The 26,320-nt window shown below is 72.2% G+C and carries 22 protein-coding genes, 1 pseudogene and 1 riboswitch; of the genes and pseudogenes, 21 read left to right on the top strand and 2 right to left on the bottom strand.

Going from position 1 to position 26,320, the window contains the following annotated elements; genetic code table 11:
- Positions 1-147: 147 nt before the first annotated feature.
- On the bottom strand, positions 148-1,086 hold the full coding sequence (locus tag FGW31_RS03580; protein ID WP_142191847.1) for a cation diffusion facilitator family transporter: 939 nt from the start codon (positions 1,084-1,086) through the stop codon (positions 148-150).
- A gap of 380 nt (positions 1,087-1,466) precedes the next feature.
- Between FGW31_RS03580 and FGW31_RS03575 the strand changes: the two genes are divergently transcribed.
- From FGW31_RS03575 to FGW31_RS03485, 20 genes and pseudogenes are all read left to right on the top strand, one after another.
- A complete protein-coding gene (locus tag FGW31_RS03575) occupies positions 1,467-3,305 on the top strand; it encodes a DUF5941 domain-containing protein (protein WP_142191846.1) in 1,839 nt (612 codons plus the stop codon).
- Complete coding sequence (locus tag FGW31_RS03570) at positions 3,302-4,054, top strand: phosphocholine cytidylyltransferase family protein (protein WP_142191845.1); 753 nt, start codon at positions 3,302-3,304, stop codon at positions 4,052-4,054. Before FGW31_RS03575 ends, FGW31_RS03570 begins: the two co-directional genes overlap by 4 nt.
- Entirely contained in the window at positions 4,042-5,103 is a 1,062-nt protein-coding gene (locus FGW31_RS03565; RefSeq protein ID WP_142191844.1) for an iron-containing alcohol dehydrogenase family protein, read from the top strand. Before FGW31_RS03570 ends, FGW31_RS03565 begins: the two co-directional genes overlap by 13 nt.
- Positions 5,104-5,116: 13 nt before the next feature.
- Positions 5,117-5,860, top strand: coding sequence for a CDP-alcohol phosphatidyltransferase family protein (locus FGW31_RS03560; protein ID WP_142191843.1), 744 nt, complete (start codon positions 5,117-5,119; stop codon positions 5,858-5,860).
- An 8-nt stretch (positions 5,861-5,868) separates the two neighbouring features.
- A complete protein-coding gene (locus FGW31_RS03555) occupies positions 5,869-6,741 on the top strand; it encodes a glycosyltransferase family 2 protein (RefSeq protein WP_142191978.1) in 873 nt (290 codons plus the stop codon).
- Positions 6,742-6,839: 98 nt separating this feature from the next.
- Positions 6,840-7,775, top strand: a complete 936-nt coding sequence (locus tag FGW31_RS03550) for an ABC transporter permease (protein WP_142191842.1) — start codon at positions 6,840-6,842, stop codon at positions 7,773-7,775.
- Positions 7,768-8,547 carry an ABC transporter ATP-binding protein gene (locus FGW31_RS03545; protein ID WP_142191841.1) on the top strand — a complete coding sequence of 260 codons (780 nt, stop codon included), beginning with the start codon at positions 7,768-7,770 and terminating at the stop codon, positions 8,545-8,547. The genes FGW31_RS03550 and FGW31_RS03545 overlap by 8 nt, the downstream gene beginning before the upstream one ends.
- 382 nt (positions 8,548-8,929) lie before the next feature.
- Positions 8,930-9,841 (top strand): squalene synthase HpnC, encoded by a 912-nt coding sequence (gene hpnC, locus FGW31_RS03540; protein ID WP_142191840.1) that lies wholly within the window; start codon positions 8,930-8,932, stop codon positions 9,839-9,841.
- Entirely contained in the window at positions 9,838-10,788 is a 951-nt protein-coding gene (gene hpnD / locus FGW31_RS03535; RefSeq protein ID WP_142191839.1) for a presqualene diphosphate synthase HpnD, read from the top strand. The genes hpnC and hpnD overlap by 4 nt, the downstream gene beginning before the upstream one ends.
- A complete protein-coding gene (locus tag FGW31_RS36165) occupies positions 10,788-10,913 on the top strand; it encodes a DUF6380 family protein (protein WP_370005834.1) in 126 nt (41 codons plus the stop codon). The genes hpnD and FGW31_RS36165 overlap by 1 nt, the downstream gene beginning before the upstream one ends.
- Positions 10,877-12,427 (top strand): annotated as a pseudogene (gene hpnE / locus FGW31_RS03530) (hydroxysqualene dehydroxylase HpnE); the annotation flags it as partial. The gene FGW31_RS36165 and the pseudogene hpnE, both read left to right, overlap by 37 nt.
- Positions 12,428-12,491: 64 nt before the next feature.
- Entirely contained in the window at positions 12,492-13,556 is a 1,065-nt protein-coding gene (locus tag FGW31_RS03525) for a polyprenyl synthetase family protein (protein ID WP_161173802.1), read from the top strand.
- A 117-nt stretch (positions 13,557-13,673) separates the two neighbouring features.
- A complete protein-coding gene (gene shc / locus FGW31_RS03520) occupies positions 13,674-15,734 on the top strand; it encodes a squalene--hopene cyclase (protein ID WP_142191836.1) in 2,061 nt (686 codons plus the stop codon).
- A complete protein-coding gene (locus FGW31_RS03515; RefSeq protein WP_142191835.1) occupies positions 15,734-16,375 on the top strand; it encodes a 5'-methylthioadenosine/S-adenosylhomocysteine nucleosidase family protein in 642 nt (213 codons plus the stop codon). The genes shc and FGW31_RS03515 overlap by 1 nt, the downstream gene beginning before the upstream one ends.
- Before the next feature lie 5 nt (positions 16,376-16,380).
- Positions 16,381-17,403 carry an adenosyl-hopene transferase HpnH gene (gene hpnH / locus FGW31_RS03510; protein ID WP_142191834.1) on the top strand — a complete coding sequence of 341 codons (1,023 nt, stop codon included), beginning with the start codon at positions 16,381-16,383 and terminating at the stop codon, positions 17,401-17,403.
- A 4-nt stretch (positions 17,404-17,407) separates the two neighbouring features.
- The gene (gene ispG, locus FGW31_RS03505; RefSeq protein ID WP_142191833.1) at positions 17,408-18,565 is read left to right on the top strand and encodes a flavodoxin-dependent (E)-4-hydroxy-3-methylbut-2-enyl-diphosphate synthase; all 1,158 of its coding nucleotides are present in this window, start codon (positions 17,408-17,410) and stop codon (positions 18,563-18,565) included.
- Positions 18,566-18,594: 29 nt separating this feature from the next.
- Positions 18,595-20,508 (top strand): 1-deoxy-D-xylulose-5-phosphate synthase, encoded by a 1,914-nt coding sequence (dxs, locus tag FGW31_RS03500; protein WP_142191832.1) that lies wholly within the window; start codon positions 18,595-18,597, stop codon positions 20,506-20,508.
- On the top strand, positions 20,505-21,920 hold the full coding sequence (locus tag FGW31_RS03495; RefSeq protein ID WP_142191831.1) for an aspartate aminotransferase family protein: 1,416 nt from the start codon (positions 20,505-20,507) through the stop codon (positions 21,918-21,920). The genes dxs and FGW31_RS03495 overlap by 4 nt, the downstream gene beginning before the upstream one ends.
- Before the next feature lie 121 nt (positions 21,921-22,041).
- On the top strand, positions 22,042-22,665 hold the full coding sequence (locus tag FGW31_RS03490) for a helix-turn-helix domain-containing protein (RefSeq protein WP_142191830.1): 624 nt from the start codon (positions 22,042-22,044) through the stop codon (positions 22,663-22,665).
- Positions 22,662-22,790 carry a DUF6126 family protein gene (locus FGW31_RS03485; RefSeq protein WP_142191829.1) on the top strand — a complete coding sequence of 43 codons (129 nt, stop codon included), beginning with the start codon at positions 22,662-22,664 and terminating at the stop codon, positions 22,788-22,790. Before FGW31_RS03490 ends, FGW31_RS03485 begins: the two co-directional genes overlap by 4 nt.
- Before the next feature lie 11 nt (positions 22,791-22,801).
- Here FGW31_RS03485 and FGW31_RS03480 read toward each other — a convergent pair whose 3' ends face one another.
- Positions 22,802-23,599 carry a tyrosine-protein phosphatase gene (locus tag FGW31_RS03480; protein ID WP_142191828.1) on the bottom strand — a complete coding sequence of 266 codons (798 nt, stop codon included), beginning with the start codon at positions 23,597-23,599 and terminating at the stop codon, positions 22,802-22,804.
- A gap of 171 nt (positions 23,600-23,770) precedes the next feature.
- On the opposite strand from FGW31_RS03480, the gene FGW31_RS03475 reads away from it, so the two are divergent.
- The gene (locus FGW31_RS03475; protein WP_142191827.1) at positions 23,771-25,870 is read left to right on the top strand and encodes an alpha-galactosidase; all 2,100 of its coding nucleotides are present in this window, start codon (positions 23,771-23,773) and stop codon (positions 25,868-25,870) included.
- 284 nt (positions 25,871-26,154) lie between these two features.
- A riboswitch (cyclic di-AMP (ydaO/yuaA leader) is annotated at positions 26,155-26,318 on the top strand.
- Positions 26,319-26,320 lie beyond the last annotated feature (2 nt).

Raw genomic sequence — 26,320 nt, 5'->3', positions numbered from 1 at the left:
GGCGGCACGGATCCGGGGGCGGGAAGCCGCGTTCCGCGGCGCGCGGGGCCGCAGAAGCGCGCCGGAGCAGCCCCGGTGCACGCCGGCCGCCCTGTATGCGCAGACCGTCCCGGTCCGTTCCGGTGCGCGCACACCGGAACGGCCGGCTCAGTGGCAGAGGTGCGCCTCGTGCTCGGCGTGTCCGCCGGGCTCCAGCTGGAAGGTGCAGTGCTCCACGTCGAAGTGGTCGCCCAGGCAGGCCTGCAACTCGTGCAGCATCTTCTCGTGCCCTATGGCGTTGAGGACCTCGGAGCTGACGACCACGTGCGCGGAGAGCACCGGCATGCCCGAGGTGATCGTCCAGGCGTGCAGGTCGTGGACGTCCTCCACCCCGTCCGTGGCCAGGATGTGCGCCCGCACCTGCGCCATGTCCACGCCCTTGGGCGCCGCCTCCAGCAGGACGTCCAGGGTCTCGCGCAGCAGCTTCCACGTCCGGGGCACGATCATCAGCGCGATCAGCAGCGAGGCCACCGGGTCGGCGGCCGTCCAGCCGGTGGCGAGGACCACCAGCGCCGACACGATCACCGCGACCGAGCCCAGCGCGTCCGCCGCCACCTCGAGGAACGCGCCGCGCACATTGAGGCTCTCCTTCTGCCCGCGCATCAGCAGCGACAACGACACCATGTTCGCGACCAGACCGATCGCACCGAACACCATCGTCAGACCGCCCTCGGTGTCGGCCGGCGTGACGAACCGCTGGACCGCCTCGTACAGCACGTAGCCGCCGACGCCGAGCAGCAGCAGGCAGTTGGCGAGGGCGGCGAGGATCTCCGCGCGGGCCAGCCCGAAGGTGCGGCGCTCGCTCGGCGGACGGCCCGCGACGTGGATGGCGAGCAGGGCCATGCCGAGACCCAGTGCGTCCGTCGCCATGTGGGCGGCGTCCGCCACCAGGGCGAGCGAGTCGGCCAGCACCCCGCCGACGAGCTCGACCACCATGACCCCGAGCGTGATCGCCAGCGCCACCCGCAGCCTGCCGCGGTACGCCGCGCTCGCCGTACCGCCGGCGGGCGCGCCGTGCGCATGCCCGTGATCGTGCCCAGCCCCCATGCCAGCCGCCCTTCCGTGACCGTCCCGGATCACAGTCAACTACGGGTGGGGGGTATCCGGCAACGCGGCACTGAACACCGTTGTCATGTGCGCTGACCTGCGCAAACGTTCCGCAGGTCAGCATGGTCCGGACGGTCCCGGTCCCGCACCGGGACGACGGTCCGCCGACGCGGGTTTGTGGGCCGGGCCCCGCATCCCCGATGATGATCGCGGCAGAGCCGTGGGCGAACCACGCCGATCCAGCCGTCGAACAGGCGGTGAACACGGGCTTCCCGGTATCCGATAGCCTCTGCCGACATGCTGCCCGGAGGTCCCGGCACGGGCACCCCACCATGCACACGACCGGCGTGGACGCGTCGGTACCCAGGGAGTGATTTCGGTTGTCGACCGCCATCCTCACCGGACAGCCGGTCCCCGGTTCGTCGCTCGAGGGCGATCTGCGCTCCCTCGGCTTCGACGTCCGGATCGCGTCCGGTGACGCCGAGGCCGAGACCCTGCTGGCCGCAGTGCCCGCGGGAGAGCGCGTCGCCGTGGTCGACCCCCGCTTCGTCGGCCATGCGCACGCGCTGCGCCTCGGCCTCACCGACCCCCGCTTCCCGCTCTCCGCGATCCCCGGCGCCGTCACCGCCCAGCAGGCCGGCCGTCAGGCACTGACCCGTGCGATGGCCCGCGAGAACTCCGCGGCCGGCGAGGCACCGGCCGGCGGCACCACGCTCGTGGACAGCCTCGCCGACCGCGTCGTCACCGCACTCGACGCCGACGGCGCCGACGTGCACCGTCCCGAACTCGGCAGCCTCGTCGCCACCGTCCCCAGCGACCCCCAGGCCCGCAACGAGGCCCGGCAGGCCGTCGCCGCCGTCGACGACGAGGCGGTGCGCCTGAAGTCCGCCGTCAAGGCCCGCGACGGCTTCTTCACCACCCACTTCATCAGCCCGTACTCCCGCTACATCGCCCGCTGGTGCGCCCGCCGCGGCCTGACCCCGAACCAGGTCACCACCGCCTCCCTGCTCACCGCGCTCATAGCGGCCGGCTGCGCCGCCACCGGCACCTGCGGCGGCTTCGTCGCCGCCGGCGTGCTGCTCATCGCCTCCTTCGTGCTGGACTGCACCGACGGCCAGCTCGCCCGCTACTCCCTGCAGTACTCGACCCTCGGCGCCTGGCTCGACGCCACCTTCGACCGCGCCAAGGAATACGCCTACTACGCGGGCCTCGCCCTCGGCGCGGCCCGCGGCGGCGACGACGTGTGGGCCCTCGCCCTCGCCGCGATGATCCTGCAGACCGGCCGGCACGTCGTGGACTTCTCCTTCAACGAGGCCAACGCCGGGGACACGGACGCCACCGTCAACACCAGCCCCACCGCCGCCCTCTCCGACCGGCTCGACAGCGTCGGCTGGACGGTCTGGGTGCGCCGCATGATCGTCCTGCCGATCGGTGAACGCTGGGCGATGATCGCCGTACTCACCGCCGTGACGACCCCCCGGATCACCTTCTACGCGCTGCTCGCCGGCTGCGCCTTCGCGGCGACGTACACCACCGCGGGCCGCGTCCTGCGCTCGCTGAACCGCAAGGCCCGCCGCACCGACCGGGCGGCCCGCGCGCTCGCGGACCTCGCCGACTCCGGCCCCCTCGCCGAAGGCCTCGCCGGCCCGCTGAAGAACGCCGCCCGCCGGCTGCCCGGCATCGCGGCCCCCGCGGTCGCCCTGCTCGGCACGCTCGCCGTCGTCACCACGGCCGCGCTCACCGGCTTCGGCGGCCCCTGGACCGTCGCCGCCGCCTGCGTTCACGTCCTGGCCTCCGCGCTCGCCGTCGCCCGCCCCCTCAAGGGCGCCCTCGACTGGCTCGTCCCCCCCTTCTTCCGCGTCGCCGAGTACGGCACCGTCCTGGCGCTGGCCGCCGACGCGAAGGTGAACGGGGCACTGCCCGCCGCTTACGGGCTGGTGGCCGCGGTCGCCTACCATCACTACGACACGGTCTACCGCATCCGCGGCAACGCGGGCGCGCCCCCGCACTGGCTGGTGCGGGCGATCGGGGGGCACGAGGGCCGCGTCCTGGTGGTCGCCGTCGCGGCGGCCCTGCTCACCGCCTCGCAGTTCACGGTCGCGCTCACGGTCCTCGCCGTGGCCGTGGCCCTGCTGGTGCTCGCCGAGAGCATCCGCTTCTGGGTGGCCGCCCACCAGGGTGGCGCGCCCGCCGTACACGACGAAGGAGAACCCGCATGATCGGCCTCGTGCTCGCGGCCGGCGCCGGACGGCGCCTGCGCCCCTACACCGATACGCTCCCCAAGGCGCTGGTGCCGGTGGGCCCCGCGGGCGCGGAGGACGAGCCGACGGTCCTGGACCTGACGCTCGGCAACTTCGCGGAGGTCGGTCTGACCGAGGTCGCGGTCATCGTCGGGTACCGCAAGGAGGCCGTGTACGAGCGCAGGGCGGCGCTGGAGCAGAAGTACGGCCTGAAGCTGACGCTGATCGACAACGACAAGGCCGAGGAGTGGAACAACGCCTACTCCCTGTGGTGCGGCCGGGACGCGCTGAAGGACGGGGTGATCCTGGCCAACGGTGACACCGTGCACCCGGTCTCCGTGGAGAAGACGCTGCTGGCGGCGCGGGGCGGCGACAAGAAGATCATTCTGGCGCTGGACACGGTAAAGCGGCTGGCCGACGAGGAGATGAAGGTCGTCGTGGATCCCGAGAAGGGGATGCGGCGGATCACCAAGCTGATGGATCCGGCGGAGGCGACCGGTGAGTACATCGGTGTGACGCTGATCGAGGGCGATGCGGCGCAGGAGCTGGCGGACGCGCTGCGGGCGACGTTCGAGCGGGATCCGCAGCTGTACTACGAGGACGGTTACCAGGAGCTGGTGAACCGGGGCTTCCGGATCGATGTGGCGCCGATCGGTGACGTCCCGTGGGTCGAGATCGACAACCACGACGACCTCGCCCGCGGACGGGAGATCGCGTGCCAGTACTGACCCGGCTCATTCCGTCCCCGGTCGTCGTCGACATCCGCCCGGGTGCCCTCGACGACCTCGCCACCGTCCTCGCCGACGAGCGGATCTCCCAGTCGGGCCGCCTCGCCATCGCCGTCAGCGGCGGCTCGGGCGCCCGGCTGCGCGAGCGGATCGCGCCCTCACTGCCCGGCGCCACCTGGTACGAGGTCGGCGGCGGCACCATCGACGACGCCGTCCGGCTGGCGAGCGACATGCGGTCCGGCCACTACGACGCGGTCGTGGGCCTCGGCGGCGGGAAGATCATCGACTGCGCCAAGTTCGCCTCGGCGCGCGTCGGCCTGCCCCTGGTCGCCGTCGCCACCAATCTGGCGCACGACGGCCTGTGCTCGCCGGTCGCGACCCTCGACAACGACGCGGGCCGCGGCTCCTACGGCGTGCCGAACCCGATCGCCGTCGTCATCGACCTCGACGTCATCCGCGAGGCCCCGGTCCGCTACGTGCGCTCGGGCATCGGCGACGTCATCTCCAACATCTCCGCCGTGGCGGACTGGGAGCTGGCCCACCGCGTCAACGGCGAGAAGATCGACGGCCTCGCCGCCGCCATGGCCCGGCAGGCCGGCGAGGCGGTGCTGCGCCACCCCGGCGGGGTCGGCGACGACGGCTTCCTCCAGGTGCTCGCCGAGGCGCTGGTCCTCACCGGCATCTCCATGTCCGTGTCGGGCGACTCCCGCCCGTCCTCCGGCGCCTGCCACGAGATCAACCACGCCTTCGACCTGCTCTACCCCAAGCGGGCCGCCGCCCACGGCGAGCAGTGCGGACTCGGTGCCGCCTTCGCGATGTTCCTGCGCGGGGCGCACGAGGAGGCCGCGGACATGGCCGAGGTGCTGCGCCGGCACGGACTGCCGGTGCTGCCGGAGGAGATCGGGTTCACGGTGGACGAGTTCGTCCGGGCCGTCGAGTTCGCCCCGGAGACCCGCCCCGGCCGCTACACCATCCTCGAGCACCTCGACCTCAAGACCGACCAGATCAAGGACAACTACGCCGACTATGTCAAGGCCATCGGTAGCTGAACTCCGTCCGGTCGTGCACCCCGAGGGGGTCAAGGACCGGCGCAGCGGTGAGCACTGGATGGGGCGCCTCTACATGCGCGAGGTGTCCCTGCGGGTGGACCGCTACCTGGTGAACACCAGGGTGACGCCCAACCAGCTCACGTACCTGATGACCGTCTTCGGTGTCCTCGCGGCCCCGGCCCTGCTGGTGCCGGGGATCACCGGGGCCGTCCTCGGCGTCGTCATGGTCCAGATGTACCTGCTGCTGGACTGCGTCGACGGAGAGATCGCGCGCTGGCGGAAGCAGTACTCGCTCAGCGGGGTCTACCTGGACCGGGTCGGCGCCTACCTCTGCGACGCGGCCGTCCTGGTCGGACTGGGCCTGCGCGCCGCCGACCTGTGGGGCACCGGACGCATCGACTGGCTGTGGGCGTTCCTCGGCACCCTGGCCGCGCTCGGCGCGATCCTGATCAAGGCGGAGACCGACCTGGTCGGCGTGGCCCGCCACCAGGGCGGGCTGCCGCCCGTCAAGGAGGCCGCCGCCGAGCCGCGGTCCTCCGGCATGGCGCTGGCCCGCAGGGCCGCCGCCGCGCTCAAGTTCCACCGGCTGATCCTCGGCATCGAGGCGTCCCTGCTGATCCTCCTCCTCGCGATCCTGGACGCCACCCGCGGCGACCTGTTCTTCACCCGCCTCGGCACCGCCGTGCTGGCCGGCATCGCGCTGCTGCAGACCCTGCTGCACCTGGTGTCGGTCCTCGTCTCCAGCAGGCTGAAATGAGCGGCGGCATGAAGGTCGGCGCGGTGATCATCACCATGGGCAACCGCCCCGACGAACTGCGCGCACTCCTCGACTCGGTCGCCAAGCAGGACGGCGACCCGGTCGAGGTCGTCGTCGTCGGCAACGGATCGCCCGTGCCCGAGGTCCCCGAGGGCGTGCGCACCGTCGAACTGCCGGAGAACCTCGGCATCCCCGGCGGCCGCAACGTCGGCATCGAGGCCTTCGGCCCCGGCGGCCGGGACGTCGACATCCTGCTGTTCCTCGACGACGACGGCCTGCTCGCCGGTCACGACACCGCCGAGCTGTGCCGCCAGGCCTTCGCCGCCGACCCCGCGCTGGGCATCATCAGCTTCCGCATCGCCGACCCGGACACCGGGGTCACCCAGCGCCGCCACGTGCCCCGGCTGCGCGCCTCCGACCCGATGCGCTCCTCGCGCGTGACCACCTTCCTCGGTGGCGCCAACGCCGTGCGCACCAAGGTGTTCGCCGAGGTCGGCGGGTTGCCGGACGAGTTCTTCTACGCCCACGAGGAGACCGATCTGGCCTGGCGCGCCCTCGACGCCGGCTGGATGATCGACTACCGGTCCGACATGGTGCTGTACCACCCGACGACCGCACCGTCCCGGCACGCGGTCTACCACCGCATGGTGGCCCGCAACCGCGTCTGGCTGGCGCGCCGCAACCTCCCCGCGCTCCTCGTCCCGGTCTACCTGGGCGCCTGGATGCTCCTCACCCTGCTGCGCCGCCCCTCGCGGCCGGCGCTGAAGGCATGGTTCGGCGGATTCCGGGAGGGCTGGGCCACCCCCTGCGGACCCCGCCGGCCCATGAGGTGGCGTACGGTGTGGCGGCTGACCCGACTGGGCCGGCCCCCGGTGATCTGACAAGCTCGTATCCGGGAACATCGGGGCCTGCCCAGGCTCCCCGGCTCATGCCAGGCCCGCGCGGGGCCGAGCATCTCGAGGACGAAAGTTTTCCACTAGTGAGTGAGACAAGGCACGACGGCACGGTCGCGGTCAGCGCGGCCGTGCCGCCCGACGAGGGCCTCACGGCGGAACGGCTCGCCGCCAAGTACGGGCTGTCCGTCAGCGGCGCACGGCCGTCCCTCGTCGAGTACGTCCGTCAGCTCTGGGGGCGGCGGCACTTCATCCTCGCCTTCTCGCAGGCGAAGCTGACCGCCCAGTACAGCCAGGCCAAGCTCGGCCAGCTGTGGCAGGTGGCGACGCCGCTGCTCAACGCGGCCGTGTACTTCTTCATCTTCGGCCTGCTGCTCGGCGCCGACCGCGGCATCCCGAGCGACGTCTACGTGCCGTTCCTGGTCACGGGCGTGTTCGTGTTCACCTTCACGCAGAGTTCGGTGCTGGCCGGTGTGCGCGCCATCTCGGGCAACCTCGGCCTGGTGCGGGCGCTGCACTTCCCGCGGGCCTCGCTGCCGGTCTCCTTCGCGCTCCAGCAGCTCCAGCAGCTGCTGTTCTCGATGCTGGTGCTGGTCGTCGTGGTGATGGCGTTCGGCAGCTTCCCCGCGCTGTCGTGGCTGCTGGTGGTGCCGGCGCTGCTGCTGCAGTTCGTCTTCAACACCGGGCTGGCGCTGATCTTCGCGCGGATGGGCGCCAAGACGCCGGACCTGGCGCAGCTGATGCCGTTCGTGCTGCGCACCTGGATGTACGCCTCCGGCGTGATGTTCAGCATCCCGGCGATGCTGGCCGACAAGGACGTGCCGACCTGGCTGGCGGACGTCCTGCAGTGGAACCCGGCCGCGGTCTACATGGACCTGGTCCGCTTCGCGATGATCGACGGCTACGGCTCCTCCTACCTGCCCCCGCACGTGTGGGCGGTCGCCCTCGGCTGGGCCCTGCTGGCCGGCGCGGCCGGCTTCGTCTACTTCTGGAAGGCTGAGGAGAGGTACGGCCGTGGCTGACGAGACGAAGAGCGCGCGCATCCCCACCGTCATCGCCGACGACCTGCACATCGTCTACCGCGTCAACGGTGCGAAGTCCGGCAAGGGCAGTGCCACGGCGGCGCTCAGCCGCATCCTCAAGCGGGGCGACGACCGGGGCGTGCGCACGGTGCACGCCGTGCGCGGGGTGTCCTTCGTGGCGTACCGCGGCGAGGCGATCGGGCTGATCGGCTCCAACGGCTCCGGCAAGTCGACCCTGCTGCGGGCCATCGCCGGACTCCTGCCCGCCGAGCGGGGCAAGGTCTACACCGACGGCCAGCCCTCCCTGCTCGGCGTCAACGCGGCGCTGATGAACGACCTGACGGGTGAACGGAACATCATCCTCGGCGGGCCCGCCATGGGCATGTCCCGCGAGGAGATCAAGTCCCGCTACCAGGAGATCGTCGCCTTCTCCGGCATCAACGAGAAGGGCGACTTCATCGCCCTGCCGATGCGCACCTACTCCTCCGGCATGGCCGCCCGGCTGCGCTTCTCCATCGCCGCCGCCAAGGACCACGACGAGCTGATGATCGACGAGGCGCTGGCCACCGGCGACCGCAAGTTCCAGAAGCGCTCCGAGGCCCGCATCCGCGAACTGCGCAAGGAAGCCGGCACGGTCTTCCTGGTCAGCCACAACAACAAGTCCATCCGCGACACCTGCGACCGCGTGCTGTGGCTGGAGCGCGGCGAACTGCGCATGGACGGGCCGACCGAAGAGGTGCTCAAGGAGTACGAGAAGTTCACGGGGAAGTAGCCCGATGCGACCAGGGCCTCGCCGGAACTGTCCGGCGGGGCCCGGCGTCTGCAAAGGAAGCGTCAACTCCCGCAAAGAAGCGTCAACTGCCGCCGCCCCACGGAATGCTGACGCCGGCCGGTGCGTTGTCCCGCTCCGCGGGGAGACCCCCGGGCGGCGGACACGGCGTTGTACAACGTAAGCTGTAGCGGTCCCGAAAGGCGGCAATCAGGGCCATAATGCCCGACATCATCCAGCGTTGCCGACGGGTGGAAACCTGGGCGGCGTGTCCGAAATAGTGTGTATTGGGCCAGCAGTGTAGAACGGGAGATGTGACGGCAATGGCTACGAGGACTCCCCGGCTGAACGCAGCGCGTGCCGTCCTCGCCCCGGGCAGCCCCCGGTGACGCCCCCCGGCCCGGCGAGGGCCGTCGACGTCGAGCGCGCCACCCTCGACAAGGCAGCCGCCGAGAACTTCCCCGTGGCCCCCTTCTTCCTGCCCAGGGCCTGGCGCGACGACCTCATGGCCGTGTACGGCTTCGCACGCCTGGTCGACGACATCGGTGACGGCGACCTGGCCCCCGGCGGCGCCGACGCCCGAATCCTCGGGGTCGCCGACGGCGAGGCCGAGGACCGGCTGGTGCTCCTGGACGCCTTCGAGGCCGACCTCCGCCGCGTGTTCGACCCGGCGGGTCCCGGGCCCCGCCACCCGCTGCTGCGCCGGCTGCAGCCCGTGGTCCGCCGTCGCGCACTGACTCCGGAGCCCTTCCTCGGCCTGGTCGCCGCCAACCGCCAGGACCAGCTCGTCAAGCGCTACGAGACCTACGACGACCTGCTCGCCTACTGCGAACTGTCCGCCAACCCGGTCGGCCGGCTCGTCCTCGCCGTCACCGGGACCGCCACCCCCGAGCGGATCCGCCGCTCCGACGCCGTCTGCACGGCCCTGCAGATCGTCGAGCACCTCCAGGACGTCGCCGAGGACCTCGGCCGCGACCGCGTCTACCTGCCCGCCGCGGACATGAAGCTCTTCCACGTCCAGGAGGCGGACCTGGCCGCCGCGAGCGCCGGCGCATCGGTGCGCGCACTCGTCGCGTACCAGGCCCGCCGCGCCCTGGACCTGCTGGACGAAGGCATCCCGCTGGTGCGCAGCGTCCACGGCAGGCTCCGGCTGCTGCTCGCCGGATTCGTGGCGGGAGGCAGGGCGGCCGTCCACGCGATCACCGCCGCCGAATACGACGTACTCTCCGGCCCGCCCAAGCCCGGCAAGGTCCAGTTGCTGCGCGAGGCGGGCGTGACTCTGCGAGGAAAGGGGTGATCCGGACCGTGGAGTCGCAACCAGCCGCGTCCGCACCGGTACTCGCCGCCTACAGCTACTGCGAGGCCGTGACCGGACAGCAGGCGCGCAACTTCGCCTACGGCATCCGGCTGCTGCCCACGCCCAAGCGGCGCGCCATGTCGGCGCTCTACGCGTTCTCCCGGCGGGTCGACGACATCGGCGACGGCGCGCTGCCCGACGACGTCAAGGTGGCCCGGCTCGAGGACACCCGGGCGCTGCTCACCCGGGTCCGTGACGGAGCGGTCGACGAGGACGACACCGACCCCGTCGCGGTCGCCCTCGCCCACGCCGCCGCGCACTTCCCGATCCCGCTCGGCGGCCTGGACGAACTCATCGACGGCGTCCAGATGGACGTACGCGGCGAGACGTACGAGACCTGGGACGACCTCAAGGTGTACTGCCGCTGCGTCGCGGGCGCCATCGGCCGGCTCTCGCTCGGCGTGTTCGGCACCGCCCCGGGCGCGCGCGGCGCCGAGCGCGCCTCCGAGTACGCCGACACGCTGGGCCTCGCCCTCCAGCTCACCAACATCCTCCGCGACGTCCGCGAGGACGCCGAGGGCGGGCGCACCTACCTGCCCGCCAACGACCTCGCCAAGTTCGGCTGCTCGGGCGGGTTCGGCGCGCCGACGCCACCCGAGGGCTCCGACTTCGCGGGCCTCGTGCACTTCGAAGTGCGCAGGGCCCGCGCCCTTTTCGCCGAGGGCTACCGGCTGCTGCCCATGCTCGACCGGCGCAGCGGCGCCTGCGTCGCCGCCATGGCCGGCATCTACCGCCGGCTCCTGGACCGCATCGAACGCGAGCCCGAGGCCGTGCTGCGCGGCCGGGTCTCCCTGCCCGGACGCGAGAAGGCGTACGTCGCCGTCCGCGGACTGTCCGGCCTGGACACCCGGAACGTGAGCCGAAGGACCGTCAGGAGGCGCGTCTGATGGCCACGTCGCTCCCGGACCGGACACGGCGGGCAACCCTCCGCCGCGCCGCCGCGTCCCCCACAGAGACGGCCGGCCCCGCACGGTTCACGCGGCGGGGCGACCGGGTGGGGGAGGGCGTATGAGCCACGGCACGCGCTCCGAGGAGCCGCTCACGGACGAACCCGTTCCGGCGGGACGGCGCGCCGTCGTCGTCGGCGGCGGCCTCGCCGGTGTCACCGCCGCGCTGGCACTCGCCGACGCGGGGGTCGGCGTCACCCTCCTGGAAGGCCGGCCGCGCCTGGGCGGGCTCGCCTTCTCCTTCCGGCGCGGCGACCTCACCGTCGACAACGGCCAGCACGTCTACCTGCGCTGCTGCACCGCCTACCGCTGGTTCCTCGACCGGATCGGAGGAGCGGCCCTGGCACCGGTGCAGGACCGCCTCGACGTGCCGGTGGTCGACGTCAGGCGTCCCGAGGGACGGCGGCTCGGCCGACTGCGCCGCGACGCGCTGCCGGTACCCCTGCACCTGGGCCGCAGTCTCGCCACGTACCCGCACCTCTCGCTCGCCGACCGGGCGCGGGTGGGCCGGGCCGCGCTCGCGCTCAACGGTCTCGACCTCGACGACCCGGCCCTGGACGACCAGGACTTCGGCAGCTGGCTGACCGCCCACGGCCAGTCACCGCGCGCCGTCGAGGCGCTGTGGGACCTGGTCGGCGTCGCCACCCTCAACGCGGTCGCGGGCGACGCGTCCCTGGCGCTCGCCGCGATGGTGTTCAAGACCGGTCTGCTGTCCGACCCCTCGGCGGCCGACATCGGCTGGGCCCGGGTGCCGCTCGGCGACCTGCACGACGGGCTCGCCCGCAAGGCGCTCGACTCCGCGGGCGTGCGCACCGAGGTCCGTACCCGGGTCACTGCCGTCTCGGCGCACGGCGACGGACGGTGGAGCGTCCGGATGCCCGACGGGACGATCGAGGCCGACGCCGTCGTCCTCGCCGTACCGCAGCGCGAGGCGTACGACCTGCTGCCCGCGGGCGCGCTCGACGCCCCCGAACGGCTGCTCGGCATCGGCACCGCCCCGATCCTCAACGTCCACGTCGTCTACGACCGGCCGGTCCTGACGCGGCCCTTCCTCGCCGCCCTCGGCACGCCCGTGCAGTGGGTCTTCGACCGCACCGAGGCGTCCGGGCTGCGCCGGGGCCAGTACCTGGCGCTGTCCCAGTCGGTCGCCCACGACGACATCGACGCGCCGGTCGCCGCGCTGCGCGAGCGGTACCTGCCCGAACTGCGGCGGCTGCTGCCGCGCACCCGCGGCGCCCGGGTCGAGGACTTCTTCGTCACCCGGGAGCGCACCGCCACGTTCGCCCCCGCCCCCGGCGTCGGCCGGCTCAGGCCCGGCGCCCGCACCAAGGCACCCGGCCTGTACCTGGCCGGCGCGTGGACCGCCACCGGCTGGCCCGCGACCATGGAGGGCGCGGTCCGCAGCGGCGTCGGCGCGGCGGACGCCGCGCTGGGCGCCCTCGGCCGGCCCCGCCCGCGCCACCTCTTCGCCCTCGAGGTGGCGGCCCGGTCCGACGTTCCGGGGACCGGCCCCCTGACCCTCGGCCGGAGGCCGGAGGGGACCGGCGCCGCACTGCGAGGTGGGCCCGGTGAAGGCTGACGAGCGCGGCGCGGCGGGTTCCCGCACGCCCGGTAGAGCAACAAGAGGAGAGACTGTGCCCACTGTGCCCCCGGCCTCGCAGGCCGCTCGAAGGACCGCGGTGGACGTGTCCGCGCTCCTGGAGCGCGGCCGGACCCTGGCCTCGCCGGTACTGCGGGCGGCCGTCGACCGCCTCGCACCACCCATGGACACGGTCGCGGCCTACCACTTCGGCTGGATCGACGCCCAGGGCAGGCCCGCGGACGGCGACGGCGGCAAGGCCGTGCGCCCCGCCCTCGCCGTACTGTCCGCCGAGGTCACCGGGGCGGCGCCGCAGACCGGCGTCCCCGGCGCGGTCGCCGTCGAACTCGTGCACAACTTCTCGCTGCTGCACGACGACCTGATGGACGGCGACGAGCAGCGCCGGCACCGCGACACCGTCTGGAAGGTGCACGGCCCCGCCCAGGCCATCCTGGTCGGCGACGCCCTGTTCGCCCTGGCCAACGAGGTGCTGCTGGAACTCGGCACCGTCGAGGCCGGCCGCGCCACCCGCCGGCTGACCAGGGCCAGCCGCGCGCTCATCGACGGTCAGGCCCAGGACATCTCCTACGAGCACCGCGACCGCGTCAGCGTCGAGGAGTGCCTGGAGATGGAGGGCAACAAGACCGGCGCCCTGCTCGCCTGCGCCAGCTCCATCGGCGCCGTCCTCGGCGGCGCGGACGACCGCACCGCCGACGCGCTGGAGACGTACGGCTACCACCTCGGCCTGGCCTTCCAGGCCGTCGACGACCTCCTCGGCATCTGGGGCGACCCGGAGGCCACCGGCAAGCAGACCTGGAGCGACCTGCGGCAGCGCAAGAAGTCCCTCCCGGTCGTGGCCGCGCTCGCGGCGGGCGGCGACGCCTCCGAGCGGCTCGGCGAGATCCTCGCCGCCGACGCCAAGAGCAGCGACTTCGAGAACTTCTCCGAGGAGGAGTTCGCGGCCCGCGCCGCCCTCATCGAGGAGGCGGGCGGCCGCGAGTGGACCGCCGAAGAGGCGCGCCGCCAGCACACCATCGCCATCGAAGCCCTCGACGCCGTCGACATGCCCGACCAGGTACGGGAGCAGTTCACGGCGCTCGCGGACTTCGTCGTCGTACGAAAGAGATGATCACTATCGGTCGAATAGCCCTCGCGTAGTCGCCGGCCGGTGTTGCGGGGAGAACAGCACCGGCCGACGGCGGACCCACAGCAGACACCACTCGCAGGACTGCACGAAGGGGAAGCCATGACAGCGACGACCGACGGAAGCACCGGGGCTGCCCTGCCGCCCCGCGTGACCGCGGCCAGCGAAAACGACACCGACATCCCCGAGGCGGCCGGGGTTCCCGACATCGCCGCCCGCGCCGTGCGGCGCGCCACCGACTTCCTGCTGTCCCGGCAGGACGACCAGGGCTGGTGGAAGGGCGACCTCGAGACCAACGTCACGATGGACGCCGAGGACCTGCTGCTGCGCCAGTTCCTCGGCATCCGCGACGAGGACACCACCCGCGCCGCCGCCCTGTTCATCCGGGGCGAGCAGCGCGAGGACGGCACCTGGGCCACCTTCCACGGCGGCCCCGGGGAACTCTCCACCACCATCGAGGCGTACGTCGCGCTGCGCCTGGCCGGCGACCCGCCCGACGCCCCGCACATGGCGAAGGCCTCCGCCTGGGTCCGCGAGCAGGGCGGCATCGCCGCCTCCCGGGTCTTCACCCGGATCTGGCTCGCCCTGTTCGGCTGGTGGCGGTGGGAGGACCTGCCGGAACTGCCGCCCGAGCTGATCTGGTTCCCGTCCTGGGTGCCGCTCAACATCTACGACTTCGGCTGCTGGGCCCGGCAGACCATCGTCCCGCTGACGATCGTCTCCGCGAAACGGCCGGTGCGCCCCGCCCCGTTCCCGCTGGACGAACTGCACACCGACCCCCGCCACCCCAACCCTCCCCGCCCGCTCGCCCCGCCCCTGAGCTGGGACGGCGCCTTCCAGCGGCTGGACAGGACACTGCACGCCCTGCGCCGGGCGGTCCCGCGCCGGCTGCGCGCGGCGGCCATGCACACCGCCGCCCGGTGGATCATCGAGCGGCAGGAGAACGACGGCTGCTGGGGCGGCATCCAGCCGCCCGCCGTCTACTCGATCATCGCGCTGCACCTGCTCGGCTACGACCTGAACCATCCCGTGATGCGCGCCGGCCTGGAGTCCCTGGACCGGTTCGCCGTGTGGCGCGAGGACGGCGCCCGGATGGTGGAGGCCTGCCAGTCCCCGGTGTGGGACACCTGCCTCGCCACCATCGCGCTGGCCGACGCCGGACTGCCCGCCGACCATCCGCAACTGGTCAAGGCCGCCGACTGGATGCTGGGCGAGCAGATCGTACGGCCCGGCGACTGGTCCGTGCGCCGGCCCCAACTGCCGCCGGGCGGCTGGGCGTTCGAGTTCCACAACGACAACTATCCCGACATCGACGACACCGCCGAGGTGGTCCTCGCGCTGCGCCGGGTCAAGCACCACGACCCCGAACGGCTGGACAACGCCATCGGGCGCGGCGTGCGCTGGAACCTCGGCATGCAGTCGAGGAACGGCGCCTGGGGCGCCTTCGACGTCGACAACACCAGCCCGTTCCCCAACCGGCTGCCGTTCTGCGACTTCGGCGAGGTCATCGACCCGCCGTCGGCCGACGTCACCGCGCACGTCGTGGAGATGCTCGCCGTGGAAGGGCTCGCCCACGACCCGCGCACCCGGCGCGCCGTCCAGTGGCTGCTCGCCGAGCAGGAGCCCGACGGCTCCTGGTTCGGACGCTGGGGCGTGAACTACCTGTACGGCACCGGCTCCGTGGTGCCCGCCCTGACCGCCGCCGGCCTGCCCGGCTCGCACCCGGCGATCCGCCGGGCCGTCGCCTGGCTGGAGTCGGTGCAGAACGACGACGGCGGCTGGGGCGAGGACCTGCGCTCCTACCGCCACGCCCGGGAATGGGCCGGCCGCGGGACCTCCACCGCCTCGCAGACCGCGTGGGCGCTGATGGCGCTGCTGGCGGCGGGGGAGAGGGAGTCCAGGGCCGTCGAGCGCGGCGTCGAGTGGCTGGCGGCCACCCAGCGCGAGGACGGCTCCTGGGACGAGCCGTACTTCACCGGCACCGGCTTCCCCTGGGACTTCTCCATCAACTACCACCTCTACCGGCAGGTCTTCCCGCTCACCGCGCTCGGCCGGTACGTCCACGGGGAGCCCTTCGCCGCACGGCCCGCCGCGGCGAGCGCCCGCGCCGAGCCGACGGCCGCGGGCGTGGACCTGCCGCTCGCCGAGGCGAAGGGCAGCTGATGGGCGGCCGGCCCGCGCCCGCCGCGCTGCTGATCGCTTGCGCCCTCGGCATCGAGCGGTTCGCCCTGCGCGGCCGGGAACGCGGCGCCCCGGCCGGGCCGGTCAGAGTGCTGCGCACGGGCATGGGACCGGCCGCGGCCGGGCGCGCCGTCACGCGGGCGCTGGCCGGGCCGGCCCTGCGTGACGCGGCCGTGCTGGCCACGGGCTTCTGCGCGGGACTCGCCCCGGGGATGCACCCCGGCGACCTGGTCGTCGCCGAGGAGACCCGGGACGCGCGCGGCAGCGTCCGCTGCGCCGGCACCGACCTGCTGGTGAAGGAGCTGGTGCGCGCGGTGCCCGGACGCACCGTGCACACCGGGCCGCTCACCGGCTCCGATCACGTCGTCCGCGGTCACGAACGGTCGGATCTGCTCGCGACCGGCGCGATCGCGGTCGACATGGAGTCGGCGGCCACACTCCTGAGCGCGGTCCGCGCGGGCGAGCGGCCGGTTGCGGCCGTACGGGTGGTCGTGGACGCCCCGGAACACGAACTCGTCCGGATCGGCACCCTGCGCGGTGGAATATCGGCTTTCCGTGTCCTTCGTTCCGTACTCCCGGCCTTTCATGAATGGCACCGTTCCTTGCCGCTCCCCAGGAGGTGAGCCAGATGGCCATGCCGCTGCGTCAGTCCGTCAAGGTCGCTACATACTTGGCCGAACAGAAGCTCCGCAGGCGGGACAAGTTCCCGCTGATCGTCGAGTTGGAACCGCTCTTCGCGTGCAACCTCAAGTGCGAGGGGTGCGGCAAGATCCAGCACCCGGCCGGGGTCCTCAAGCAGCGGATGCCGGTCGCCCAGGCCGTGGGCGCGGTGCTGGAGTCCGGGGCGCCGATGGTGTCCATCGCCGGCGGCGAACCGCTGATGCACCCTCAGATTGACGAGATCGTCCGCCAGTTGGTGGCCAAACGGAAGTACGTCTTCCTGTGCACCAACGCCCTGCTGCTGCGCAAGAAGATGGACGACTTCACCCCCTCGCCCTACTTCGCGTTCGCCGTGCACATCGACGGGCTGCGCGAGCGGCACGACGAGTCGGTGGCGAAGGAGGGCGTGTTCGACGAGGCCGTGGCGGCCATCAAGGAGGCCAAGCGGCGCGGCTTCCGGGTCACCACCAACTCGACCTTCTTCAACACCGACACCCCGGCGACCGTCGTCGAGGTGCTCAACTACCTCAACGACGACCTCCAGGTCGACGAGATGATGATCTCGCCCGCCTACGCCTACGAGAAGGCTCCCGACCAGGAGCACTTCCTCGGCGTGGAGCAGACCCGGGAACTGTTCAGGAAGGCCTTCGCGGGCGGCAACCGGCGCCGCTGGCGCCTCAACCACTCGCCGCTCTTCCTGGACTTCCTCGAAGGCAAGGTCGACTTCCCGTGCACCGCGTGGGCGATCCCGAACTACTCGCTCTTCGGCTGGCAGCGGCCCTGCTACCTGATGAGCGACGGCTACGTGCCGACGTACCGGGAGCTGATCGAGAAGACCGACTGGGACCGGTACGGGCGCGGCAAGGACCCGCGCTGCGCCAACTGCATGGCGCACTGCGGATACGAGCCCACCGCCGTCCTCGCCACCATGGGATCGCTGAGGGAGTCGCTGCGCGCGCTGCGCGAGACGGTCTCCGGGAACGGGGGATGAGGCCATGACCGCTGTCTCGCTCGGCCTGCCCGAGGTGCCGCCGCCGCCGGTCGCCGCGCGGCGCGCCTCGCGGCGGATCCAGGTCGGCCCGGTACCGGTCGGCGGCGGCGCGCCGGTGTCCGTGCAGTCGATGACGACGACCCGCACCTGCGACATCGGCGCGACGCTCCAGCAGATCGCCGAACTGACCGCCTCCGGCTGCGAGATCGTGCGGGTGGCCTGCCCGACGCAGGACGACGCGGACGCGCTGGCGACGATCGCCCGCAAGTCGCAGATCCCGGTGATCGCCGACATCCACTTCCAGCCGAAGTACGTCTTCGCGGCCATCGAGGCCGGCTGCGCCGCGGTCCGCGTGAACCCCGGCAACATCAAGAAGTTCGACGACCAGGTCAAGGAGATCGCCAAGGCGGCGGGCGACCACGGCACCCCGATCCGCATCGGCGTGAACGCCGGCTCCCTGGACCGCCGGCTGCTGCAGAAGTACGGCAGGGCCACGCCCGAGGCGCTGGTCGAGTCCGCGCTGTGGGAGGCGTCCCTCTTCGAGGAGCACGGCTTCCACGACATCAAGATCTCCGTCAAGCACAACGACCCGGTCGTGATGATCGAGGCGTACCGCCGGCTCGCCGAGCAGTGCGACTACCCGCTCCACCTCGGTGTGACCGAGGCCGGGCCGGCCTTCCAGGGCACCATCAAGTCGGCGGTCGCCTTCGGCGCGCTGCTCTCCCAGGGCATCGGCGACACGATCCGGGTGTCGCTGTCGGCCCCGCCGGTCGAGGAGGTCAAGGTCGGCATCCAGATCCTCCAGTCGCTGGGGCTCAGGCAGCGGCGGCTGGAGATCGTCTCCTGTCCGTCCTGCGGCCGCGCCCAGGTCGACGTGTACAAGCTTGCCGAGGAGGTCACCGCCGGGCTCGACGGCATGGAGGTGCCGCTCCGCGTCGCCGTCATGGGCTGCGTCGTCAACGGTCCCGGCGAGGCGCGGGAAGCGGACCTGGGCGTCGCCTCCGGCAACGGCAAGGGGCAGATCTTCGTCAAGGGCGAGGTCATCAAGACCGTGCCCGAGTCGAAGATCGTGGAGACGCTCATCGAGGAGGCGATGAAGATCGCCGCGCAGATGGAGAAGGACGGCGTCGCGTCGGGGGAGCCGGCCGTCACCGTGAGCTGAACACCGCGGAATCCGAAGGGGGCCCGAGCGTGACGATTCTGGAGAGCATCCGGCAACCACGAGACCTGAAGGCGCTGTCCGAGGCGGAACTCGGCGAACTGTCCCAGGAGATCAGGGAGTTCCTGGTGCACGCGGTGGCCAGGACCGGCGGCCACCTCGGACCCAACCTGGGGGTGGTGGAGCTCACCGTCGCCCTGCACCGGGTCTTCGAGTCGCCGGCCGACCGCATCCTGTGGGACACCGGCCACCAGAGCTATGTGCACAAGCTGCTGACCGGGCGTCAGGACTTCTCCAAGCTGCGCGGCAAGGGCGGCCTGTCCGGCTACCCCTCGCGCGAGGAGTCCGAGCACGACGTCATCGAGAACAGCCACGCCTCCACCGCGCTCGGCTGGGCCGACGGGCTCGCCAAGGCACGCCAGGTGCGGGGGGAGACGGGCCACGTCGTCGCGGTGATCGGCGACGGCGCGCTCACCGGGGGCATGGCCTGGGAGGCGCTGAACAACATCGCCGCCGCCAAGGACCGGCCGCTGATCGTCGTGGTCAACGACAACGAGCGCTCCTACGCCCCCACCATCGGCGGCCTCGCCAACCACCTCGCGGCCCTGCGCACCACCGACGGCTACGAACGGATGCTGGCCTGGGGCAAGGACGTACTCCAGCGCGTCCCCGTGGTCGGCTCCACCGTCTACGAGGCGCTGCACGGCGCGAAGAAGGGCTTCAAGGACGCCTTCGCCCCGCAGGGACTCTTCGAGGACCTGGGACTGAAGTACGTCGGCCCCATCGACGGCCACGACATCAAGGCCGTCGAGTCCGCGCTGCGCCGCGCCAAACGCTTCCACGGCCCGGTCCTCGTCCACTGCCTCACCGAGAAGGGCCGCGGCTACGAACCCGCCCTGGCCCACGAGGAGGACCACTTCCACACCGTCGGCGTGATGGACCCGCTCACCTGCGCGCCCCTCGCCCCGTCCGGCGGACCGTCGTGGACGTCCGTGTTCGGCGAGGAGATCGTCCGGATCGGCGAGGAACGCGAGGACGTGGTGGCCATCACCGCGGCCATGCTGCATCCGGTGGGCCTGGGCGCCTTCGCCGAGCGGTTCCCCGACCGGGTGTGGGACGTCGGCATCGCCGAGCAGCACGCGGCCGTCTCCGCCGCGGGCCTGGCGACCGGCGGACTGCACCCGGTCGTCGCCGTCTACGCCACCTTCCTCAACCGCGCCTTCGACCAGCTGCTGATGGACGTGGCACTGCACCGCTGCGGAGCGACCTTCGTCCTGGACCGGGCAGGTGTCACCGGCGTCGACGGGCCCTCGCACAACGGCATGTGGGACCTGTCCGTCCTCCAGGTCGTCCCCGGCCTGCGCATCGCCGCGCCCCGTGACGCCGACCAGCTGCGCGCCCAGCTGCGCGAGGCCGTGGCCGTCGACGACGCGCCCACCCTGATCAGGTTCCCGAAGGAGGCCGTGGGCCCCGCGATCCCGGCGCTGGAACGGATCGGCGGCACGGACGTGCTGCACCGGGCGGACACACCCGAGGTGCTCCTGGTGGCCGTCGGCGTGATGGCGCCGGTCTGCCTGCGGGCCGCCGAACTGCTCGAGGCGCGTGGCATCGGCTGCACCGTGGTCGACCCCCGCTGGGTCAAGCCCGTCGACCCGGTCCTGCCGCGTCTGGCCGCCGGACACCGGCTGGTGGCCGTCGTCGAGGACAACAGCCGTGCCGCCGGAGTCGGTTCGGCGGTGGCGCTGGCACTGGGCGACGCCGAGGTCGACGTGCCCGTACGCCGGTTCGGCATCCCGGAGCAGTTCCTCGCGCACGCCAAACGCGGCGAGGTGCTCGCCGACATCGGACTGACCCCGGTCGAGATCGCCGGACGGATCAGCGCGAGCCTCGCCCGCCGGGAGGAGCCCGCGCACCAGCCCCAGGACCCACAGGAGCGCCAGGCATGACCACTGCGGAGTCCGCCCCGAAGGCCTCGGGCACCGGGCAGTTCGACCTCGGCGCGCTGCTGGCCGCACGCGGAGCCGAGCGCTACGAGCTGCACACCAGGCACCTCAACCACCAGCTCCCGCGCATGCTGCACACCATCGGCTTCGACAAGGTGTACCAGCGCGCCGAGGGCGCCCACTTCTGGGACGCCGACGGCAACGACTACCTGGACATGCTCGCCGGGTTCGGCGTGATGGGCCTGGGCCGCCACCACCCGGTGGTCCGCAAGGCGCTGCACGACGTCCTGGACGCCTCGCTCGCCGACCTCACCCGCTTCGACTGCCCGCCGCTGCCCGGACTGCTGGCCGAGAAGCTGCTCGTCCACAGCCCGTACCTGGACCGGGTGTTCTTCGCCAACAGCGGCACCGAGGCGGTCGAGGGCGCGCTGAAGTTCGCCCGGTACGCGACCGGCCGACCGCGCGTGCTGTACTGCGAGCACGCCTTCCACGGCCTGACCACCGGCTCCCTGTCCGTCAACGGCGAGTCCGGCTTCCGGGACGGCTTCGCCCCGCTGCTGCCCGACACGGCCGTACCGCTCGGCGATCTCGACGCGCTGGAACGGGAGCTGCGCAGGGGCGACGTCGCCGCGCTGATCGTCGAGCCGATCCAGGGCAAGGGCGTGCACGAGGCGCCCCCCGGCTATCTGCGTGCCGCGCAGGAACTGCTGCACCGGCACAAGGCGCTGCTCATCGCCGACGAGGTGCAGACCGGCCTGGGCAGGACCGGCGACTTCTACGCCCACCAGTACGAGGCGGGGGTCGAACCGGACCTGGTGTGCGTGGCCAAGGCGCTCTCCGGCGGTTACGTTCCGGTGGGGGCCACGCTCGGCAAGGACTGGATCTTCCGGAAGGTGTACTCGTCCATGGACCGGGTGCTGGTCCACTCGGCCAGCTTCGGGGGCAACGCCCAGGCCATGGCGGCGGGCCTGGCCGTGCTCTCGGTCATGGAGAACGAGCAGGTCGTGGCGAACGTCCGGGCCACCGGCGAGTTGCTCAGGACCCGGCTGGCCGCGCTGACCGAGAGGTACGAGCTGCTCGCCGACGTCCGCGGCCGGGGCCTGATGATCGGCATCGAGTTCGGCCGGCCCCGGTCGCTGAAGCTGCGGAGCCGCTGGGCCGTGCTCCAGGCCGCCCGCAAGGGACTCTTCGCGCAGATGGTCGTCGTACCGCTGCTGCAGCGGCACCGCATCCTCACCCAGGTCTCCGGCGACCACCTGGAGGTGATCAAACTGATCCCGCCGCTGATCATCGGCGAGGAGGACGTCGACCGGTTCGTGGACGCCTTCACCGCGGTGATGGACGACGCGCACGACGGCGGGCTGATGTGGGAGTTCGGGAAGACACTGGTGAAGCAGGCGGTCGCCCACCGCTGAGCCGCGGCCGCGGGCCGCTGCCGGGAGGATCCGGCGGTGGTTCCGGTCGCCTCTTCCGAGCGCGGTTTGCCTCTGAGGCAAGAAAATTGCCAATGAGGCAAACCTCCTGCTGAATGGAGGCATGAGCTCCTCCGAGACCGAGCCGTCGGCCGAGCCGGCCGGCGCGCTCCCCGCGGTGGCGCCGCAACTGCGCGCCCTGCGGCGACGGGCCTCCCTGACACTCGAGGCCGCGGCCCGCGACGCGGGTCTGTCCCCCGCCCACCTCTCCCGGCTGGAGACCGGACAGCGTCAGCCCTCACTGCCGATGCTGCTCTCCCTCGCCCGCATCTACGGTACGACGGTCGCCGAACTGCTCGGTGAGACGGCCGCCGACCGCGACGCCGTGGTGCGCGCCGCCGACATGGAGCCCACCGCCGCGGGCGGCTGGACCTACTGGCAGGCCGGCGCCGCCGGGCGCGGCATGCAGGCCCTGCGGGTGCACGTGCCGCACGGCTCCCAGGGCGACATCGTGCGCGTCCACCCCGGCGAGGAGTGGCTCTACGTCCTCAAGGGCCGGCTGCGGCTCCGCCTCGGGGACACCCTGCACCGTCTCGGCCCGGGCGACAGCGCGCACTTCGACTCGCTGACCCCGCACCGCATCGCCGCCCAGGACCCCGACGGGGTCGAGCTGCTGTTCGTCCACACCCTGCTGCAGAGTCCCACGGCCGCGCTGTGCCTGGGTCCGACCCACGGAGATGCGTCATGACCGGCAAGGACATGGAAGAGAAGTTCCCCCGGGCCCTGTGGGTGCGGCTGTTCGTCTACATCGCGGTGGGGCACGTCTTCGCCGCCTTCGTCTACTTCCTGTTCGAGGTGGGCGCGAAGAAGTAGCCCGGCCCGCCTCAGTCGAGCAGGCGCTCGCGCAGCCGCTCCCGGACCTCCGGGGTGAGCCCCAGCGCCTGCTCCAGGTACGGCTCCACACCGCCCCAGGTCTCCTCGACGGTCTCGAAGGCGGCCGCCAGGTACTCCTCGCGCGCGTCGAACAGCGGGCTGAGCAGCTCCATGACCTCGGGGGAGTAGGCCGAGGCGGAGCTGCCGTTGCGGTGGACCTTGTACCGGCGGTGTTTGGCGTTGGACTTCAGGTAGTCGTCGAAGATCGCGTCCCGTTCGACACCCAGCGCCAGCAGCGTCACCGCCACCGACAGGCCCGCGCGGTCCTTGCCCGCCGCGCAGTGCATCAGCGCGGGGACGCTGTCCTCGGCGAGCGCGTGCAGCACCTGGGAGTGCTCGGCGGTGCGCGTCGTGATCGTCAGCCGGTAGGAGCTGATCATCCGATCGGCGGCCTTGCCGTCCGCGAGGATCGAGCGCAGCTGTTCCAGATCGCCGTCGCGGACCATCCTCCAGAACTCGGCGCCGTCCGCCGGGTCGCTGAGCGGCAGGTTGACGTTGCGCACGCCCGGCAGCTCGACGTCCGGCCCCTCCAGCTTCTGGTCGGCCGCGTTGCGGAAGTCGAAGACGGTGTGCAGCCCGAGCGAGGACAGGAAGGCGGCGTCCTCCTGCGTCGCGTGGGCGAGGTGACCGCTGCGGAACAGCACCCCGTACCGCACCCGTCGGCCGTCCACGGTCGGCAGTCCGCCCACGTCGCGGAAGTTCCGCACTCCGGTCAGCTCGGGTTCCGTCGACGGGATCTGCTGCGTCACGAACGGCTCCTCCCACTCGGCGCCGGCGGCGCGGCTCGCCGACGGGCACCACTCGACGATACGACATGACTGCCTGGGGCAATGAGTTGTCCACAGGCATTGCCCGCCCGCCCGCACGACCCCGATGATGTTGGGGTCCGATCGCATCTGTTCGATTGTGTGGGAGGTCCGGTGGCGCAGGTCTCGCAGGACGGTCGTACGTGGCTCCTCACGGGGCCGGCCAGCAGTTACGCGGTCCATGTGACGGACCGGGACGAGCTGGTGCACCTGCACTGGGGCCCGCGGATCGCGCTCGCCGACGCGGAGGCCCTCGCCCGCCGCCCGCTGCCGGACGACTGGCCCTTCGAGTCCCGTCTCGACGGGCGCGAGGAGTACCCGGTCGAGGGCGGCCCCCGCTTCACCCGGCCCGCCCTGTCCGTGCGCGCCGGCGCGCGACGGGGCACGGAGTGGGTTTTCGACGGCCACGAGGCGGACGACGGCACACTCCGCCTCCGCTTCCGCGACGGCGCGCTCACCGTGACCCTGCACTACCGGATGCGCGGGGACGTGATCGAGCGCTGGGTGACCCTGCACAACCGAGGGCCGGCGGTCGAGCTGCTGCGCGCCGACTCCGCCACCTGGACCCTGCCCGACCGGGAGCAGTGGCGGCTGAGCCAGCTGCACGGCCGCTGGGCCGCCGAGTCGCGGCTGACCCGCTCCCCGCTCACCTACGGCGAGAAGGTCATCGGCAGCCGCCGCGGCCACACCGGACACCAGCACCTGCCGTGGGTCGCGCTCGACACCGACGCGACCGAGGAACACGGCGAGGTGTACGGCTGCGCCCTCGGCTGGTCGGGTTCCTGGCGCATCTGCGTGGCCCAACTGCCGGACGCCCGCGTGCAGATCACCGGCGGCTCGGGACACGACGACTCCGGTCTGCTGATGCTGGACACGGACGAGACCCATGTCACGCCCGTCTTCGCGGGCCTGTGGAGCGACGGCGGCTTCGGTGGCGCCAGCCGTGCCTGGCACGCCTACCAGCGCACGTACGTCGTCCCGGGCGCGGACCGCGACCGGCCCGTGCTGTTCAACTCCTGGGAGGCCACGGGTTTCGACATCGCGCAGGAACAGCAGCGCGAGCTCGCCGAACGGGCCGCCGCGATGGGGGTCGAACTGTTCGTGGTCGACGACGGCTGGTTCGGTGCGCGCACCAGCGACCGGGCCGGGCTCGGCGACTGGACGCCCAACCCCGACCGCTTCCCCGGCGGCCTGAAGCCGCTCGCCGACCACGTGCACGCACTGGGCATGCAGTTCGGCATCTGGGTCGAGCCGGAGATGGTCAACCCGGACAGCGACCTGTACCGCGCCCACCCCGACTGGGTGCAGTTCCAGCCGGGCCGCCGGCGCACGGAGTTCCGCAACCAGCTCGTCCTCAACCTCGCGCGGGACGACGTGCGGGAGTACCTGTGGGAGCAGCTCCACGGGCTGCTGTCCGCCGCACCGGTCGACTACGTGAAGTGGGACTTCAACCGCTGCTTCACCGACGCGGGCTGGCCCGGCGACCTGTACCCGCAGCGGCTGTGGACCGACCACGTGCACGGCCTGTACGGCCTGCTGGACCGTCTGCGGGCGGCCCACCCGCACGTCGCCTTCGAGTCCTGCTCGGGCGGCGGCGGCCGGATCGACCTGGGCATCCTCTCCCGCACCGACCAGGTGTGGACCTCCGACAACACCGACCCGCTGGACCGGCTCGCCGTCCAGCACGGCTTCAGCCAGATCCACCCGGCCCGCGTCATGGCCGCGTGGGTCACCGACAGCCCGAACACGATGCTCAACGGGCGGGTCAGCTCGCTGCGGTTCCGGTTCGTCAGCGCCATGGCCGGGGTCCTCGGCGTCGGCGGCGACCTGACGCGGTGGACCGGGGAGGAGCTGGCCGAGGCGCGGGAGTGGGTGGCGCTCTACAAGGAGATCCGGCCCGTGGTGCAGCGCGGCGACCTGTACCGGCTGCGTCCGCCGGATGGCGGGCTGAGCGCGGTGCAGTACGTCCTCGGCGACGAGACGGTCGTCCTCGCCTGCCTCCAGGCGCAGCACCACGGGGAGCCGGTGCCCGCGCTGCGGCTGCGCGGCCTCGACCCGACCGCATCGTACGAATGCCGCGAATCGGGCGAAGTGCATCGCGGTGCCGTGCTGCTGCACCACGGACTGCCCACCGGCCTGCGAGGTGACCTGGATGCGGCGGTCTTCCGGCTGCGGCGCCTGCGATCGGACGATAAGGCCGTTCTGTCCGATTAGGCGTCTTCGGTATAACGTGCCCTAAAAGAAAGGGAGATGAGGAAGGGGTGCGTGAGCATCGTCATATCCGTGACAATGCGTCGCCGTCATGCTCACGTAATTCCCGGTCGGGACAAGGGAATTCGCGGCGGCGTCGGCATGCGGATCGACGCTCGGTGACCCCTTTTCGGTCCGTGGATCACGGAAAAGCGCGTTCGCCGTGAAGCTCGCGCTTGTCCCCGCGCGTCCGGGTCGCTTACGTTCGCCACCGATCCGGACGGACGCCTAATCCTGCCGCCGCCCGGAGCCCGCACACACTGACCCGTGTACGGCAGGAGCGGGGGACCCACAGGTACGACTGCCTGTTCCGGTCTCCGGAACGGCTTGGGGTTAAGCCGCGCGAAAGCGCGGCCGGGCATCTCCAGTCCGAACCCGACAGCTCACCTCGCAGGCGCCGGAGAGGAAACAGTC

Origin of the sequence: Streptomyces calvus (assembly GCF_006782915.1) — a bacterium.
In the GTDB taxonomy this organism is placed as follows: domain Bacteria; phylum Actinomycetota; class Actinomycetes; order Streptomycetales; family Streptomycetaceae; genus Streptomyces; species Streptomyces calvus.
The sequence above is the reverse complement of the archived record's forward strand: the minus strand, read 5'-3'. Positions and strand labels throughout refer to the sequence as shown.

Excerpts from the sequence above, each read along its gene's own strand:
- FGW31_RS03580 (WP_142191847.1), bottom strand. The coding sequence starts at position 1,086 with ATGGGGGCTGGGCACGATCACGGGCATGCGCACGGCGCGCCCGCCGGC.
- FGW31_RS03570 (WP_142191845.1), top strand. The coding sequence starts at position 3,302 with ATGATCGGCCTCGTGCTCGCGGCCGGCGCCGGACGGCGCCTGCGCCCC.
- FGW31_RS03555 (WP_142191978.1), top strand. The coding sequence starts at position 5,869 with ATGAAGGTCGGCGCGGTGATCATCACCATGGGCAACCGCCCCGACGAA.
- FGW31_RS36165 (WP_370005834.1), top strand. The coding sequence starts at position 10,788 with ATGGCCACGTCGCTCCCGGACCGGACACGGCGGGCAACCCTCCGCCGC.
- shc (WP_142191836.1), top strand. The coding sequence starts at position 13,674 with ATGACAGCGACGACCGACGGAAGCACCGGGGCTGCCCTGCCGCCCCGC.
- FGW31_RS03515 (WP_142191835.1), top strand. The coding sequence starts at position 15,734 with ATGGGCGGCCGGCCCGCGCCCGCCGCGCTGCTGATCGCTTGCGCCCTC.
- hpnH (WP_142191834.1), top strand. The coding sequence starts at position 16,381 with ATGGCCATGCCGCTGCGTCAGTCCGTCAAGGTCGCTACATACTTGGCC.
- ispG (WP_142191833.1), top strand. The coding sequence starts at position 17,408 with ATGACCGCTGTCTCGCTCGGCCTGCCCGAGGTGCCGCCGCCGCCGGTC.
- FGW31_RS03495 (WP_142191831.1), top strand. The coding sequence starts at position 20,505 with ATGACCACTGCGGAGTCCGCCCCGAAGGCCTCGGGCACCGGGCAGTTC.
- FGW31_RS03490 (WP_142191830.1), top strand. The coding sequence starts at position 22,042 with ATGAGCTCCTCCGAGACCGAGCCGTCGGCCGAGCCGGCCGGCGCGCTC.
- FGW31_RS03485 (WP_142191829.1), top strand. The coding sequence starts at position 22,662 with ATGACCGGCAAGGACATGGAAGAGAAGTTCCCCCGGGCCCTGTGGGTG.